This window comes from Shewanella sp. ECSMB14102, assembly GCF_000813075.1.
Taxonomy (GTDB): Bacteria; Pseudomonadota; Gammaproteobacteria; order Enterobacterales; family Shewanellaceae; genus Shewanella; species Shewanella indica.
Map to the genome: position 1 here is coordinate 57,563 of NZ_JWGX01000006.1, position 15,579 is coordinate 73,141.

Below are 15,579 nucleotides of genomic sequence, written 5' to 3' on the forward strand. Positions count from 1 at the left end.
AGCCGCCTATTATAAGCTGCGTGCGCCTTATTGCGACCATCAATTGTGGCAGATTGTACGGGAATTAACCAAATAAGCACTTTTCCAGACTCTGCACCAGGCTCTCCAGTCCGGTTTGATCCTCTTTATCGAAACGCGACAGGCTGGGGCTGTCGATATCCAGTACGGCAATCAGCTCACCCTTTTGGTAAACAGGGATCACAATTTCCGAGTTACTGGCGGCATCACAAGCGATATGTCCGGCAAACTGATGTACATCCTCAACCAACTGAGTCTCGGCCTTGGCAGCCGCGGTGCCACAGACACCTTTACCCATTGGAATTCGGGTGCATGCCAGTTTGCCTTGAAACGGCCCAAGCACCAATTGCTCGCCTTTGAGCAGATAAAAGCCCACCCAATTGATGTCCTCAAGGTGTTCATTCAACAAAGCAGAGAAGTTGGCCATGGCACAAATCATATCGTCTTCACCGGCAAACAGTGCCTGTACCTGACGGTTGAGCGTATCGTAAAACTGAGCTTTCATCTGGGGTTCCGGGTTATGCTTTTTCTGATTCCGTCTTTTTCTTGCTGCTCTTGGCGGGAGCCGGCGCTTTTACCGGGGCGCCCTTGAGCAGATTCGCCAATGTATCTTTATGAGAAGCTAAATAAAAAGCAAGTTTTTCCGTTGTATTATCATCCAATTCCAATTCACTACCTTGGATAAAGGGGATTAAGTTATCCGCGATGTCGAGCATCTTATCGTAGGCGTCAGCCTCCTTCTTAGATGTAAATGTCATCTTCTCAACCCCTTCTCTGACCACAACGTACTGAGTTATAACGGCCATGACCTTCCTTACACTGTTTAAATATACAGTAAATAGATTGACATAAAATGCGCTATAGATGCAAGAGACGCGCTCTTTCTGATAGTATTTGCGAGTTTGTTTTGTCGACTCACTCCAATGGACCACAAGCAGCGCTGTTAGCGTGTTGACGATTAAGCTTGGGTCACCATGGCCAGAACAGGACATATCCAGCATTTGAAAGCGTATAATCCAAGCGACAACAAACCGGACTGCAGCATAGTGCTCTGCCGCGCCTGTGATCTGGCGGTGAGCAAACGTGCCCTGCCCTCCGGCGTCAGAGCGCTTTGTCCAAGATGCCATACGGCGCTTTATGATGCCCCCTACTGCTCCATCAATGGCATGCTGGCGCTATGTATCAGCGCCCTGCTGTTTTATCTGCCCGCCATGCTGCTACCCGTGCTGGAAATGCACTTTCTCGGCAGTGTCAGAACCACGACCGCATACCAGGGCGCCTTGGCGGTGATGGACCAAGGTTATTGGATAGTGGGGATTGCTGTGTTGGTGGCGGCCGTCATCGCCCCCGGAGTACTCAACCTATCGATTTTTATCCAAGTGCTGATCATCAAGGCAGGTCTGGTGCAGCATCACTTCTGGCGAGGGGTTCTCACCTGGCTGCTCAAGAAGCAAGGCCTGCTGTCGCAAATGACCATGCTGGAAATTTATGTGATCAGTTTCCTGGTTTCCGCCTTTCAGTTGTCCGACTTCTCCGATGTTTACTTTGGCATGGGAACCTTTTGTTTTACCATGCTGTTTTTGGTGACTCTCTTCCTGCAGCGCGAATATAACCTGGAGCATATGTGGAGTTTTCTCGATGAAAGCTAGAAAGCAGATCCAGGGCAAAGACATGGGCATGTGCACCTGCCCTGCCTGCAAGAAACTCAACCTGATAGAGGATGAGTACTGCAGCCGCTGCCAAAACCCACTCAGGCTAAGGGACGAAACCAGTCTGCAAAAAAGCTGGGCCTTGCTGATCACTGCAGCCATCTTGTTAATCCCGGCCAACATCTATCCCATTACCATGCTCACCAAACAGGGCAAGGTTACCTACGACACCATTTTTTCCGGCATCACCCATCTGGTACAGTCGGATATGTTACCCATCGCCATCATAGTCTTTACCGCCAGTATTCTGGTGCCCTGGCTGAAGATTATCGGCCTGGCTTTCTATCTGACGGCGATCAGTTTCAACCTGCCTATCCCCAAACGGCCACTGATGGCTGGGTTTCATATCATAGAATGGATTGGACGCTGGTCTATGCTGGATCTGTTTGTCATATCCATTACCGTTGCCCTGGTTAATATGGGGCAATTGCTGGACGCCAAGCCGGCGCCGGCAGCAACTGCGTTTGCCTTGGTCATCCTCTTTACCCAACTTGCGGCCAAGGTGTTGGACACACGTTTACTTTGGGATCAACTGGACACTGAAGATGACGCAAATCGAAAAGCCTAAAATAGTCAAAAAGAAGCTTTTTTCCCCCATCTGGCTGTTACCTATAGTGGCGTTGGCTTTAGGCGCTTGGCTGGGGCTGAAGAGCATCAAGGAGTCCGGCATTGAAGTGCGGATCCACTTCCCCAGTGCCAGCGGTATGGATGTGGGCAAGACACTGGTGCGCTATCAGGGCCTGACCGTCGGCAAGGTGGTGGATATCTCCATCGATGAAGAGCTGCAGGGCGTTAACGTCGATGTCTTGATGGACTACCGCGCCGAGCCTTTCCTCAAGGATGAAACCAAGTTCTGGCTGGTGACACCCAAGGCATCCATCACAGGTGTCGAGGGTTTGGATGCCTTGTTCTCGGGGAACTATATAGGTATTCACCCCGGGGATGGCGATTCGCGTTACCGCTACGAGGCCGAGCGCTCTGCCCCGCCGGTGCTGCCCAGTAATGATGGTTTAGTGATTGAACTGAGCGCCGAGCGCCTTGGCTCACTGGATGTGGGCTCTCCGGTATTCTATCGCCAGGTACCGGTCGGCAGTGTGGTCAGCTATCGACTCGACAACAGCGACAAATTGCTGCTAAGCGCCTTTATTCAGGAACAATATGCCTATCTGGTCAAAAAGGATTCCCGCTTCTGGAATGTCTCCGGCATAGAGATCAACGCCTCGCTTTCCGGCGTCAAAGTCAGTGCCGAGAGCTTGGCGGCGATACTCGCCGGCGGCATCAACTTTGATTCCCCAGAAAACTCAAAGCATGCAAAGAACGGCGACAACTTCACCCTATACGACAATGAAATAGAAGCCAGTGGCGGCGCCAGCTTTATTCTGTCGGCAAACAACGCCGAAGGCCTCGCCAAGGGCAGCCCCATTCTCTATCGAGGTTTGCCCATAGGGGAAATCGAAGAGATAGCGCTGGCCGATGACGGCGTGGCGCTGCATGCCCGCCTGGACGCCCCCTACTCGAGTCTTTTGACCGGCACGGCGCAGTTTTGGCGTGAAGGCGCCGAGCTGTCACTGTCCGGCATAAAACACCCGGGCCGATTGCTGAGCGGCGATGCCATCGCCTTTCTCCCGGGTACGGGCGAGGCTCAAACCCGTTACGCCTTGGCCGAGCAGGCACCGGATCTCAGTAAGGCCAAGGCGCTAAAGATAACGCTTAGAGCCGATGAAAACCCCGGCATCAGCCCTGAGGCCGAGCTGAGGTACAAGAAGATCGCCATAGGCAAGGTCACTTCAGTTGCCCTGAGCCGGGACTTCAATTCGGTAGAGTACCAGGCCGAGGTGTTGCCCGAATTTGCCCCGTTGCTGACTCAAGGCAGTGACTTCATCGCCGAAGCCGCACTGGACTTCAACGCCTCACTGGATGGCGTCAGCCTCAAGAGCGGCGATTTTGCGACCCTCACCAAGGGCAGTGTCAGCTTAAGACGCGGCCAAAGCCGCAAGGGCGCCGATCTTTCCAAACCGCTGCCGCTGTTTGCCTCGAGTGCCGAGGCCGGCCACTATTACCAAGGCATGGAGCAGCTAAAATGGCAACTCTACAGCGATGATGGCGCCGACTTGAGCCCGGGCGCACCTGTCTACTACAAGAAGATGCAGATAGGTCAGGTGAAACAGGTCAGTTGGCAGAGCCAGGATGACAGATTTGCCATTGCGCTCGCCATAGACCATACCTTTGCGCCCCTGCTCAAACCCAATGCCGTGTTTTGGCGCAACCAGGCGGTGTCAATCGATGCCGGACTTTCGGGAGTCAAGCTGGATGTCGCACCGCTGGCCGGTGCCATCAAGGGCAGTATCAGTTTGGGCTTTTTGGAGCAAGGCGAGCCCAACAATAAGCAGCTTTATGCCTCCGAGTCACTGGCACGCAATCAGGCCGTTGCCATTGGGCTGAGTTTCCCGGCCAGTGCCACTATCAAACCAGGTGCCGCTATCCGCTATCAGGGGCATCAGATTGGTGAAGTCACCCGGGTAACCTTGAGTGAGGATCTCCACAGCCAGCAACTCAGTGCCTTTCTCTATGGCCGTTATGCCGAGCCGTTTCTCAAAAGCGACAGTCGCTACAGCTTGGTCAACGCCGAAATATCCCTTAAGGGCATAAAGGCACCGGAAACCCTGCTGACCGGCGCCTATATCAGTGCCCTGCCGGGCCAAGCCGCCGAAGTAAGCCAACAGTTCAATGGCCAAGTACACACGGCGGTTGCCCCAGAGGCCGATGCGCTGCAACTGGTGCTGAGCAAGCCCAGCCTGGGCTCGGTCAACGTAGGCACAGGGATCTTCTTTCGCGGCATTCAAATTGGCGATGTAACCAGTTACCGGCTGGCGCCCAAGGGCGATGAAGTCTGGATCCAGACTCAGATTGCCGCGCCCTATCGGCATCTTATCAACCAGAGCAGCAGGTTCTACGACTTGTCCGGTATTCGGGTCGATTTGGGGCTGTTTTCCGGAGCCCAAATCGAAACCGGCTCATTGGAAACCATACTCGCCGGCGGCATAGGAGTGGTCACTGAGCTCGACAACCAAAGCAGTAAACCGCTTGAAAACCAGAGCCTGATGCCACTTCATGATAAACCCGAGCGCGACTGGCTCGATTGGCGTCCAAGACTCAGCCAGCCATAAAACCCAAACGGGGCTCATCTGAGCCCCGTTTTTTTAACTCTGCAATCCTACCTATGTTTCACCTCAGCCATAAAACCAATAACACACCGCAATAGCAGTGCAGATACCCGCCAGATCGGCAAACAAACCACAGGACAATGCATGGCGGCCATTGCGGATACCGACAGCACCAAAATACACCGCCAGCACATAAAATGTGGTTTCAGTACTGCCCTGGAAAATGGCCGCCAGCCTGCCGGCAAAAGAATCGACGCCGTAATGGGCCATGGTTTCCAGCATCATGGCTCTGGCGCCTGAGCCGCTCAAAGGCTTCATCAGGGCGGTTGGCAAGGCATCGATAAAGCGGCCATCCATCCCCATATGGCTCACCAAAGCGGCAATAACCCCGAGTAGATAATCCAGCGCGCCGGAGGCGCGCAGTAAGGCTATCGCCAGCAACATGGCCAGCAGATAAGGAATGAGCCGCACCGACTGTTCAAACCCCGACTTGGCCCCTTCGATAAACTCATCGTAAACCGCCACCCGCCTAAGCAGCGCCACCAACACAAAGGCAAAGATGATCCCCAGCAGCAAACCGTTCCCCAGCATGGCGGAGACTTCGCCGATCCGCTCGGCTCCCAGGGTCAACAGGTACATCACACCGGCACTGAGACCGCCGAGCAGTATCGCGCCATAACCCAGCACCACCCAATCCAGCAAACGTATCCTTTGCACCAGCGCCACCAGACTCAAACCTGCCAGGGTCGAGCCCAGGGTCGAAAGCAAAATAGGCAGGAAAATATCGGCAGGATCAGCTGCCCCTTGCTGCGCCCGGTACAGAAAAACCGTCACGGGTACCAAAGTCACGGAAGAGGTATTGAGCACCAAGAACAGGATCTGGGCGTTGGTGGCGGTCTTCTTGTCGGGGTTCAGGCTTTGCAGATCCGCCATCGCCTTAAGTCCCAATGGCGTGGCGGCATTGTCCAAGCCCAGCATATTGGCGGTCAGGTTCATGGTGACGCTGCCATAGGCGGGATGGCCTCTTGGCACTTCCGGCATCAACTTGCTGAGCAGCGGCTCAAATACCCAGGCGATGGCTGCAATCACTCCGGCTTTTTCCCCGAGACGCATCAGCCCCATCCACAGGGTCAACACCCCAATCAATCCCAGGGCTATTTCCGCGGCCAATTTGGCGCTGTCAAACATCGCCGTGACAGACTCATTGAGAACGGTCGCATCGCCGCTCATCAAACGCAGCAAAATCGCTCCGAGCGCGATAATAAAGAACAGACTCCAAACCCGGTTCAACACCTAAAACACCCCACAGTCGCCGCGCCCGAGTGTGCTATACTGCCGCCATCCCGGGGTCACCCTTTTTGTTTATGGTTCAATTAAATCAGAATTTTATCAACAGTATCGCCAAGGATCTGCCAGAACATCTCAAGCTCGAGGATTTTATTCACTTTTGCAGCTTACCATTGAGAGCCGCCTTGCGGGTCAACACCCTCAAAATCAGCGTCGATGAATTCCTCTCGAGAATGCAAGCCAAAGGCTGGCAGTTTGAAACCATTCCCTGGTGCCCAGAAGGCTTTTGGTACCAGGCGGGTGATAGCCAGCCCGGAAACTGTATCGAACATCAGCAAGGGCTGTTTTACATTCAGGAGGCGAGCTCCATGCTGCCACCCGCGGCGCTGCTTGAACCCGGAATGGAGCGGGTGCTGGATATGGCCTCGGCGCCGGGATCCAAGACCACACAAATGGCGGCCATGATGGCCAATGGAGGCGTGCTGATCGCCAACGAATACTCCTCCAGCCGCGTCAAAGTGCTTCATGCCAATCTGCAGAGAATGGGGGTCAGCAATACGGCACTGACCCACTTCGATGCCAGGGTGTTCGGCCAATACCAGTATGAATCCATGGATGCCGTGTTGCTCGATGCCCCCTGTAGCGGTGAAGGCACGGTACGTAAGGATCCGGATGCCCTCAAACACTGGGATCCACAGGAGATAGCCGACATTGCCGCCACCCAGAGGGACCTGATAGATTCCGCCTTTCTGGCACTTAAGCCAGGCGGGGTAATGGTGTACTCCACCTGTACCCTCAACAACCAGGAAAACCAGGCCGTACTGCAACACCTCAAGCAAAAATATGGCGCTGCCGTGGTCTTTGAGTCACTTGATTCACTGTTTACCGGGGCAGAAAAAGCCTGCACTGCCGAGGGATTCTTGCATATTTGGCCGCAAATCTATGACAGCGAAGGTTTCTTTGTTGCCAAGGTGCGTAAACTGAGTTCAGTGGCGCGCGAAAGTGATGAACCCAAACAGCAAAAGCAGTTTCCTTTCAATCCCGCCAGTGCCAAACAGGAACAGGCCATCGCCGCCGAGTTGCAGCGGTTGCTTGGCAAAACGCTTCCCGAAGGCAGCCTCTGGATAAGGGATCAGGAGTACTGGCTGTTTCCCAGCGACTTTGAGCCCTTTATCGGCAAGATGCGTTATCAACGTATCGGCCTTAAACTTGCCGATGACAGTAAGCATGGGTTGAAACTGCGCCATGAAGCCTTAATGGCCTTGGGAGTAACCGCCGACAAGGGTTATGAAGTTACAGAGCCTGAGGCTCAGGCTTATCTGATGGGACGGGATATCGCGCTGGATGGCAGTGAAAAGGCCCGTGGTGAGCTGGTATTGACCTGGGGCGGGCAAGTGCTTGGGCTGGGTAAACATCTGGGCAACCGGCTGAAAAACAATCTACCGCGGGAACTGGTCAAAGACAAAATTTGTCTGTCCTGAACCCAAACACTAAGCTGCTATAGTTAGTATTCCATTAAAAAGAGTGGATTACCCAGTCAATCTGTTTCAGCGCTCGCATTTTGGTTATACCTTATAACAATTAGTGCTAACAAATCCACTGTCTAAATGCATCTTTCAGCGGTTATCGGCTAATATTTATTCAGAGATAGCCAACCCTGTCGGATCTCAACATTAGCGCACGGCTCAACCATGAGCCATTCCCCTAGGCCCAAAACAATTGGAATAGTTTTGGGCCTTTTTTTGCCCACTTTCCAGCTGAATAACAGCTCATAACTTTTATTTACTGCCACTAAGGTTACAACAAACCAGGTAAACACCTTATCACCCGGGCATTTAATATCCTGCTCTGCGGTTAGGGCAGGCACCTCTTCTTCTTGGAGTGACAACATTGAAAGAGATACAATGCATTGTCTAAAGGCTGTTTCTTTTGATGTTAACCGTTTTAAGGAGTGCCAATGTGGCGTCAGCAACAATTGACCTTAAGCCCCAAGCAACGTGGTTTTCATTTAATAAGCGAGGATATTGCCAAGGCTCTTGATGATATGCCTTACGTCAGTTGCGGCCTGTTGCACCTGCAACTGCTGCATACCTCTGCCTCGCTGACGCTCAACGAAAACGCCGATCCCACGGTGCGGCAGGATTTTGAGGCTTGGTTCAATCACGCCGTGGCCGAAGATACTCCTTACTTTCGCCACACCTATGAGGGCGCCGATGATATGCCGGCCCATATTAAATCCAGCCTGCTGGGCACCAGTTTGCTACTGCCTGTCAGCGCCGGACAGCTGGCATTGGGCACCTGGCAAGGGATCTATCTTGGCGAGCACAGAGACAATGGTGGTCGGCGCCGCCTGCTGTTGACCCTGCAGGGGGAATAAAGCGGCAAGACTAGGCAAACCGGTAAGTGTGAGCGGCGCGGTTTTTGTTGAGATGCTTTTGTTGAGATGCTTTTTGAGGCGGATGTAAAACCGCCTGTTTAAGTCAATATGACTCAAACAGGCTTGATTGTTACTCGGCTATCCGCTCAATTCTTGCCAGATAGAAGCCATCGAAACCGGTTTTGGCCGGGCTGATGGTTTCCTCATCGAGTAAGCGGAAATGGCTTTGCTGCTTCAGAAAACGCGCTACCTGCTGCTCGTTTTCCTGCGGCATAATCGAGCAAGTGGCATAAACCAGGATCCCGCCCACCTTCACCATGCGGCTGTAACTGCCGAGAATATGCTCCTGCAGCTCCATCAGCACCGGCAAGCGCTCAGGGGTATCACGCCATTTGGTGTCCGGGTTGCGTTTCAGCACCCCAAGTCCTGAGCAAGGCACATCTAAAAGTACCCTGTCGGCGCTGAGTTTCAAACGTTTGATGGTCTTGCTTGATGCAATAAGCCGGGTTTCCACATTGTGGGCGCCGGCGCGGCGGGCCCGCTGCTTAAGGTTATCCAGCTTCCACTGCTCGACATCCATCGCCAGTAATCGTCCCTTGCCCTGCATTTTGGCGGCCAGGTGCAGCGTCTTGCCGCCGGCACCGGCGCAGGCATCAATGACCCGCATCCCGGGTTCGACCCCAAGGGCTTCGGCAACATGTTGCGAGCCGGCATCCTGCTGCTCAAACCAGCCCGACTTAAAGCATTCGGTGCGAAACAGCGCTGAATCGGAAATCACTTCAAGAGCACTGGCAACCTCGGGGACTTCACAAGTCTCCACCCCTTCCTTGGCAAGACGAGCCTTGAGTTCTTCCCGGCTGCACTTAAGTAAATTGGTGCGCAGATAACGTTTGGGGGCCTGAGTCAAGGCGTGGCGCTCCGCCGGCCAGTTGTCCCCCAGTTGTTCACTCCCTAGCGCTTCGAGCCATTGCGGGCAACCATCGAGCAGCGCAGGCTGTGCTTGGGCCGCCGCCATCCGCTGCTCAAGCAGTTCACTGTCCATCTGCAGCGCGTAGCGCATTTTCGGCAGCTCAAGGCCATTGGCCATATGCCAGGCGTTGATGAGCCTGGTGCCTTCACGCTCAATTTGCTCCGCTGCAACATCAGCCAAAAAACTGTAATAACTTAAACGGCGCAAAATATCCCCGGTGACCAGAGCAATTCTGGCTTGCTCCCAAGGCTTGAGCCGCTCAGGTGCAAACTGCTTTGAGTAGGCGCGGTCCAGTGGCGCACCTTGAGTCAGTACCTGATTGAGAATCGCAATGACCAGCTCACTGGCATGTTCACTAAGCGGGGAGTTAAGCATATTTGGGCCTCGGGATGGAAAACCGCTGGATCATAGGAGTTCGCCCCCGGCTCTGCAAGGGGCTTGAGTGGCTTTGGCCGGATTAATCCCGTTTTAAGACACTATTTACCCGATTTGAGCTTTGGCATGCTTTGGCTCAGGGGCGATATGTCATCCCAAAAGAAACCCGGCAATCGCCGGGTTGGTTGAGTTAGCTCAAGTAACCTTGAATGCCGTCTTGTTAACGAGCCACGTACTCGCGGGCAATCTCAGCCGCCAGCTTGGCATTGTTGTATACCAGCTCTATGTTGGCAGTCAGGCTGTGACCTTCGGTAATTTCGGCAACTTTGGCCAACAGGAACGGCGTTGAAGCCTTGCCGCCTATGCCTTTCTCATCCATTTCAGTCACTGCGCGGGCGATGGCACCATCGATCAGTGCTTTATCCAACGCATGCTCATGGGGAATTGGGTTGGCAATCACCATACCGCCCTTAAGCCCCATGTCCCACTTGGCTTTCATGGCAGCAGCGACCTCTACCGGCTGCTCCAAGCGATAGTCGACGCCGAAGTCACTCTCGCGAGTGTAGAAAGCCGGCAGTTTATCGGTTTGGAAACCAACGACAGGCACGCCTTGCGTTTCCAGATATTCACGGGTCAGGCCCAGATCCAGAATAGACTTGGCACCGGCACAAACCACGGCCACATCTGTGTTGGCCAGCTCCTGCAAATCGGCAGAGATATCGAAAGTTTGCTGAGCACCGCGGTGTACACCACCGATACCACCGGTAGCAAACACCTTAATACCGGCCATTGCGGCCAGGATCATGGTAGAAGCAACCGTGGTGGCACCGTCTGCACCTTTGGCGACAATAAAGGGAATGTCGCGGCGACTGGTTTTAATCACGGCTTCACCGGCCTTGCCCAGGTAATTGATCTCTTCCTGGCTCATGCCCACTTTAAGGCGGCCCTTGAGAATGGCGATAGTTGCAGGCACAGCGCCATTATCACGGATGATCTGCTCCACCTTGAGCGCTGTCTCAACGTTCTGCGGATACGGCATACCATGAGAAATAATGGTCGACTCCAGTGCGACCACCGGCTTGCCTTGTTCCAGGGCTGCTTGAACTTCAGGATGAATATCCAGATACTGCTTCAGCATAACGACTCCTTGATAATACGGTTTACAGAGATTTCAGACATATTGGGGTTGATAGTCGCGATATGAGACAGCGCCAAACGGGCCGCTGCCATCGCAAATTCTGTGGTTTCCAGCAATGGCCACTGCTTGAGCCAACCGTGAGCCAATCCGGCCAGGAAGGCATCTCCGGCGCCATTGGCGTTGACCATTTCCACCTGCTTGGTGGGCACCATCTGCGACTCGCCGCCATCACTGACAAATACCCCTTCACTGCCCATACTGAGGAAGATCCGCTTGACGCCCTGTTCATGGAACCAGTTAGCGATGGCGCTTAAGTCTTCTTTGCTGCGCATTTCGATGCCGGAGAGGTGTTCGGCTTCCTTGAGGTTGGGTTTGAGGGTGTGGATGGCGTTGAGATAAGGCTTGATTTTCATCGCCTTGACACAGGAAACCGTGTCAATAAATACCGGAACTTGAGGAAAGTTGCTCAAAAGATAGGATAAGGCGGCTTCAGAAAGGTTGGTATCCAACACCAGAAGTTCGGCGCGGCGCAGCATATCTTCAAGCCCTTTGAGCACTTCAGGGCCCAATCTTTCAAGAATGGCCATGTCATTGATGGCTACATGCATATCGGCGTCGCCATCCAATACCGAAAGATAGGTGGAGGTCACCGCGTCTTCAAACTGCAAGCTGTTGCCCATATCGACGCCGGCCTGACGACACTGGGCGGTAATCATCTCACCATAAGCGTCTTTGCCTATCGCCGTCACCAATCGAGTATCTGAACCCAGGCGCGCCAGGTTTTCGGCAATGTTGCGCCCAACACCGCCGGGTGAGCAACTGACGCTGCCAGGATTGGAATCCCCTACCCTTAGCTTGGAAGTCGGCCGACCAAGAATATCCATATTGGCACCGCCTATCACGACAGCATAGGGGTTCTCCACCAGGATATAACCCTTACCACGGATCACACCTTTATGAGTCAGGTTCATGATATGACCTGCGACTGCCGAGCGGGTTATGCCCAATTGATCAGCTAGTTTTTGTTGTGGGATCAATGGGTCAGCTTTAATCAGGGCCAGAATTTCGAGTTCACGTTCTGTCATTGGCGCGCTCCTGCACAAACATTTGTTTACGTGACAAACTTTTGTTTGCACAATAAACACTATATGAAGTGTAGGCAAGTAAAATTTAACCCCGAATGATAACTTCGTGATCCACCCAACAAATCCCAACAAGTAGGAAACAAGGTTTAACCACTACATATCAGTGAGTTGCGTTATAAATTACACCTAAGATTAACAGGTGCTTTGGGGGGCAAAGTTAACCGCAACAAATTAGAGGCTGAGCTATGCTGTTGATTAAAGAAACTCAACAAAATGGGAGACTTCGGCGAGTAAAATAAATTGCCGGACAGCCTCTTCCGCCAAAGAGTTGGTAGTTCCATTGCTGCAGAACTCAACTCGCTTTCATTCAGATACCTTGACAGCCATTTGGAGACAACCAAAGCCGGTGACCCTTTTTCGCATCAAAGTAACAGAGCTCTGATGAGACATAGAAAAATGGCGGGTTTTCTCAATAGGTTATACTATACCTTTCCATATCAGGGTTTATTCAGTCACGAAAATGATGAACATATATACACCTTTTACAGATCGCGTCGGCTACACGTCAGTCGTCTGATTACACGCCCATAGTCTTGTTATAACCCTCAGACACTAAACGATATAATTTAACTGGGGGCAAGTTTCCGGGAAGGCTAAGCTCCCATCAGGAATTATATTAAGCAACTGATTTAAAGGCTTATTACTGAGGATATATGCAAGGGAACCAGGCGAAGCAACAATCCACCCCATTACCTTGGCTTCCCGGCTGGTTGAAACGCCTGCCGGTTAAATTTGCCCTCAGCCAGTTAATTATCAGCGCTCTTATCGTTATCAGTACTGTACTTGTACTGCTCAGCATCCAACGTAACCAGTTGCTTAGCCAACAAAGAGCATTGAATCAAAGTTATGGTCAAGTCGTTACCGCAAGACTGCAGGAAGTCACCTCCCAAATAGAAAGCCTGGTCAGTACCATGGCGAACCTCGGAGCTCTGTATCGTGGCAACGAATTTGAACTTCAGGCCAGTATCAAATCTGTGTTGGAATTAGATACCCAAAAGGAAATGATTACCGGCGGCGGTATTTGGCCCGAACCAAGAGCTTTTGAACCGGGAAAAATTCTTGACAGCCTCTTCTGGTATCGAGACGGTTATGGCGAATTGCAGCAACTCAACAGTTATAATGAACAACCCCAACAAGGTTACCATAACGAAGATTGGTATAAACCGACACGCTTTTTCCCGGCAGACAGAACCTTCTGGTCAAGTGCCTATCGTGATCCTTACACTGCAGAAGCCATGGTCACAGCGTCTGTTCCTATTTGGCAAGATCATGAATTTATTGGTGCCGCCACTGTAGACATTAGCCTGGGAGGCCTGAACCGTTTCTTTAGAGGCGCCCTGAAAGATCTTAGTGGTTATGTGTTTGCCCTTGATTATCGCAACCACTTACTCGCATCCCCCTGGGAAGATGAGTTTCAAGACAATACTCGAGAAAAGCCGCTGAGTTTAGATGATTTTCAACGTTTGGAACGCCTTTTCCCAGAATTCCAATTCGTTGGTGAAGCGCTTCGCAGTGCGGATCAAGTACTTATCCAACAGGCAAACCAACACAAAGCCTTTAGCAATCAACAATTGGCATCCTTGTTGGGGGACCGTGATGAAACAGACGCTGCGTTACTCAATACTATAATCAATAACTCTGCCAGAGAATGGCCAGCAAATGCCAAACTTTTGTTAACTCAAGAGCTTAATCAAGACCCCTTGCTCAAGGAACCTGCACTGGTTTCGGTATTTTTGATGCCAAAGACCTATTGGAAAATAGTAATAGTTACGCCACTGTCCTCGCTCAAGAAAGATGCAACCTTAATAGCCGGTAAAGTGGGTATCTATCTTGTTGCAATTCAACTGCTGGCGCTGTTACTGCTGTTTCTGGTTCAACACAGGTTATTTATTAAACCTATTAGCCGTATGGCCGAGGCGCTCAGAGAAAACAACCCTGCCCGTTTGGAGTTGGATGCCAGAGATAGAGAAGATGAACTGGGGATATTAGCCGGCAGCTTTATCTCCCGTACCCGGCAGTTGGAAACAACTATGGCTAGCCTGGACGCCAGTAACCTGGCGCTGGAGCAACAGCTGGAAGTACAGTATAAGGCCCAACAAGTCCTAAAAATACGTACCGAGCAGCTGAACGCCTTAATGAATCACTCGCAAAATATAATATATATCAAAGACTTGACTGGTAAATACACACTAGTTAATGATAAATACTGCGAAATAACCGCCCATGAACGCAATCAATTTATCGGCGCCAATGATACTCAGGTATTTCCGCTTGGCTTGGCGCAAATATACCAGGCCAATGATAAAAGAGTGATAAACAATCACAGTCCGTTCTGCTCTGAAGAACCCATAGCAACCCCTCTGGGAGATGTGACATTTCAAGTAACCCGCTTCCCAATTCGGGATGAATTTGCCGAGATCTGCGGCATAGGCGCCATAGCATTTGACCTTTCCAGTCACAAACGACAAGAGCGACAACTGGAACAGGCCCTGGAATTGCAGGTTGATCTCAATAAGCGTAACAAACGTACCATCCAACAACAGCAGCAACAGCTTGAGCAGTTGGAAACCATGTTGCAACAAGCACAAAGCAAGTCCCAGTTACTCAGCCTCAGCACAACATTGATGCAGGAACAGGAGTTACAACTCCCCAATTTATTTGGTCAGCTCATCTGTGAGCTATCTAGCGCTTTTGATCACTTGGGATCCCGACTGTTCGAGCCTGACATAGGCGAAATACAACAAGAGTCCAAAGAGCTTATCTTGGCTGAGTCCGCCAGATTACGCCATCTTTTGGCCTTGGTTAACCATCCTCAAACAGAAATCAAAGCGCTCTACTTCGACGAGTTTGTCTTCCATATGCAGGCTCTGTTGGCATCTGCATTTACTGAAGCCGATGTTGAAATGAGAATAATTATTGAAGAAAAGCTCCTACCTGGCGCCAAACCATGGCAATTATTATTGCTCTTCTACCCTTTGTTGAGACAAATATTACATGATACTCCCCAAGGTTCATGCATCACGCTCAACGCCACCAAAATAGATGAACATCATTTCGAGACTAGGCTAACCAACAGAAGGGAAACAAATCCTGAGCATGTAGCGAAAGAACACAGCGCAACAGATTCCCTTGTCAACTTGCAAGATTACGTTAGATTAAAGTTGCTTGGGGAGATGACCATAAGCGTCGATGATGACAAATACAGCCATATAAGGCTGGTTATTCCTTTAGAATCAATGAGCTAAAACATAAGCTGTATATTGAGAAGTTGATATTAACTCAAAGTATTTAACCAAGCACCCTGAGTTAACAAAGGTCACTTATCATATCAGACAAGTAACATAGCAAGTGTTTACAGGAACCCAAACTTAGGGAAAAGGATAGGCCATTTGCTGC

The 15,579-nt window shown here is 51.5% G+C and carries 12 protein-coding genes; 6 read left to right on the top strand and 6 right to left on the bottom strand.

The features are described 5' to 3' along the window. Positions 1 to 64 precede the first annotated feature (64 nt). The gene (locus RC73_RS02975; RefSeq protein ID WP_039033242.1) at positions 65 to 523 is read right to left on the bottom strand and encodes a GAF domain-containing protein; all 459 of its coding nucleotides are present in this window, start codon (positions 521 to 523) and stop codon (positions 65 to 67) included. A gap of 13 nt (positions 524 to 536) precedes the next feature. After that, complete coding sequence (locus RC73_RS02980) at positions 537 to 824, bottom strand: YebG family protein (RefSeq protein WP_039033243.1); 288 nt, start codon at positions 822 to 824, stop codon at positions 537 to 539. A 195-nt stretch (positions 825 to 1,019) separates the two neighbouring features. Between RC73_RS02980 and RC73_RS02985 the strand changes: the two genes are divergently transcribed. The 3 genes from RC73_RS02985 to RC73_RS02995 are packed head-to-tail and all read left to right on the top strand — an operon-like array spanning position 1,020 to position 4,894. Beyond that, positions 1,020 to 1,667, top strand: coding sequence for a paraquat-inducible protein A (locus tag RC73_RS02985; RefSeq protein ID WP_039033313.1), 648 nt, complete (start codon positions 1,020 to 1,022; stop codon positions 1,665 to 1,667). Continuing rightward, the gene (locus RC73_RS02990) at positions 1,657 to 2,295 is read left to right on the top strand and encodes a paraquat-inducible protein A (protein ID WP_039033244.1); all 639 of its coding nucleotides are present in this window, start codon (positions 1,657 to 1,659) and stop codon (positions 2,293 to 2,295) included. Before RC73_RS02985 ends, RC73_RS02990 begins: the two co-directional genes overlap by 11 nt. Continuing rightward, entirely contained in the window at positions 2,273 to 4,894 is a 2,622-nt protein-coding gene (locus RC73_RS02995) for a PqiB family protein (RefSeq protein ID WP_039033245.1), read from the top strand. Before RC73_RS02990 ends, RC73_RS02995 begins: the two co-directional genes overlap by 23 nt. 63 nt (positions 4,895 to 4,957) lie before the next feature. On the opposite strand, the gene RC73_RS03000 is transcribed toward RC73_RS02995, so the two are convergent. After that, entirely contained in the window at positions 4,958 to 6,184 is a 1,227-nt protein-coding gene (locus RC73_RS03000; RefSeq protein WP_039033246.1) for a nucleoside recognition domain-containing protein, read from the bottom strand. Positions 6,185 to 6,255: 71 nt separating this feature from the next. Between RC73_RS03000 and rsmF the strand changes: the two genes are divergently transcribed. Continuing rightward, on the top strand, positions 6,256 to 7,659 hold the full coding sequence (rsmF, locus tag RC73_RS03005) for a 16S rRNA (cytosine(1407)-C(5))-methyltransferase RsmF (RefSeq protein WP_052247955.1): 1,404 nt from the start codon (positions 6,256 to 6,258) through the stop codon (positions 7,657 to 7,659). A gap of 476 nt (positions 7,660 to 8,135) precedes the next feature. Beyond that, entirely contained in the window at positions 8,136 to 8,555 is a 420-nt protein-coding gene (locus tag RC73_RS03015) for a secondary thiamine-phosphate synthase enzyme YjbQ (RefSeq protein WP_039033248.1), read from the top strand. 130 nt (positions 8,556 to 8,685) lie between these two features. Here the strand turns inward: RC73_RS03015 and RC73_RS03020 are convergent, their stop codons facing one another. From RC73_RS03020 to RC73_RS03030, 3 genes are all read right to left on the bottom strand, one after another. Then, positions 8,686 to 9,900: an RsmB/NOP family class I SAM-dependent RNA methyltransferase gene (locus tag RC73_RS03020; RefSeq protein ID WP_039033249.1), complete on the bottom strand. Its 1,215-nt coding sequence runs from the start codon at positions 9,898 to 9,900 to the stop codon at positions 8,686 to 8,688. A gap of 220 nt (positions 9,901 to 10,120) precedes the next feature. After that, entirely contained in the window at positions 10,121 to 11,038 is a 918-nt protein-coding gene (locus RC73_RS03025) for a pseudouridine-5'-phosphate glycosidase (protein ID WP_039033250.1), read from the bottom strand. Next, on the bottom strand, positions 11,032 to 12,123 hold the full coding sequence (locus tag RC73_RS03030) for a PfkB family carbohydrate kinase (protein WP_039033251.1): 1,092 nt from the start codon (positions 12,121 to 12,123) through the stop codon (positions 11,032 to 11,034). Before RC73_RS03030 ends, RC73_RS03025 begins: the two co-directional genes overlap by 7 nt. A gap of 713 nt (positions 12,124 to 12,836) precedes the next feature. On the opposite strand from RC73_RS03030, the gene RC73_RS03035 reads away from it, so the two are divergent. Beyond that, a complete protein-coding gene (locus RC73_RS03035; protein ID WP_052247956.1) occupies positions 12,837 to 15,428 on the top strand; it encodes a PDC sensor domain-containing protein in 2,592 nt (863 codons plus the stop codon). Positions 15,429 to 15,579: the final 151 nt, after the last annotated feature.

What these genes read in the sequence shown, in the direction of transcription:
- RC73_RS02975 (WP_039033242.1), bottom strand. Translation starts at nt 523, where the DNA reads ATGAAAGCTCAGTTTTACGATACGCTCAACCGTCAGGTACAGGCACTG.
- RC73_RS02980 (WP_039033243.1), bottom strand. Translation starts at nt 824, where the DNA reads ATGGCCGTTATAACTCAGTACGTTGTGGTCAGAGAAGGGGTTGAGAAG.
- RC73_RS02990 (WP_039033244.1), top strand. Translation starts at nt 1,657, where the DNA reads ATGAAAGCTAGAAAGCAGATCCAGGGCAAAGACATGGGCATGTGCACC.
- RC73_RS02995 (WP_039033245.1), top strand. Translation starts at nt 2,273, where the DNA reads ATGACGCAAATCGAAAAGCCTAAAATAGTCAAAAAGAAGCTTTTTTCC.
- rsmF (WP_052247955.1), top strand. Translation starts at nt 6,256, where the DNA reads ATGGTTCAATTAAATCAGAATTTTATCAACAGTATCGCCAAGGATCTG.
- RC73_RS03015 (WP_039033248.1), top strand. Translation starts at nt 8,136, where the DNA reads ATGTGGCGTCAGCAACAATTGACCTTAAGCCCCAAGCAACGTGGTTTT.
- RC73_RS03020 (WP_039033249.1), bottom strand. Translation starts at nt 9,900, where the DNA reads ATGCTTAACTCCCCGCTTAGTGAACATGCCAGTGAGCTGGTCATTGCG.
- RC73_RS03025 (WP_039033250.1), bottom strand. Translation starts at nt 11,038, where the DNA reads ATGCTGAAGCAGTATCTGGATATTCATCCTGAAGTTCAAGCAGCCCTG.
- RC73_RS03030 (WP_039033251.1), bottom strand. Translation starts at nt 12,123, where the DNA reads ATGACAGAACGTGAACTCGAAATTCTGGCCCTGATTAAAGCTGACCCA.
- RC73_RS03035 (WP_052247956.1), top strand. Translation starts at nt 12,837, where the DNA reads ATGCAAGGGAACCAGGCGAAGCAACAATCCACCCCATTACCTTGGCTT.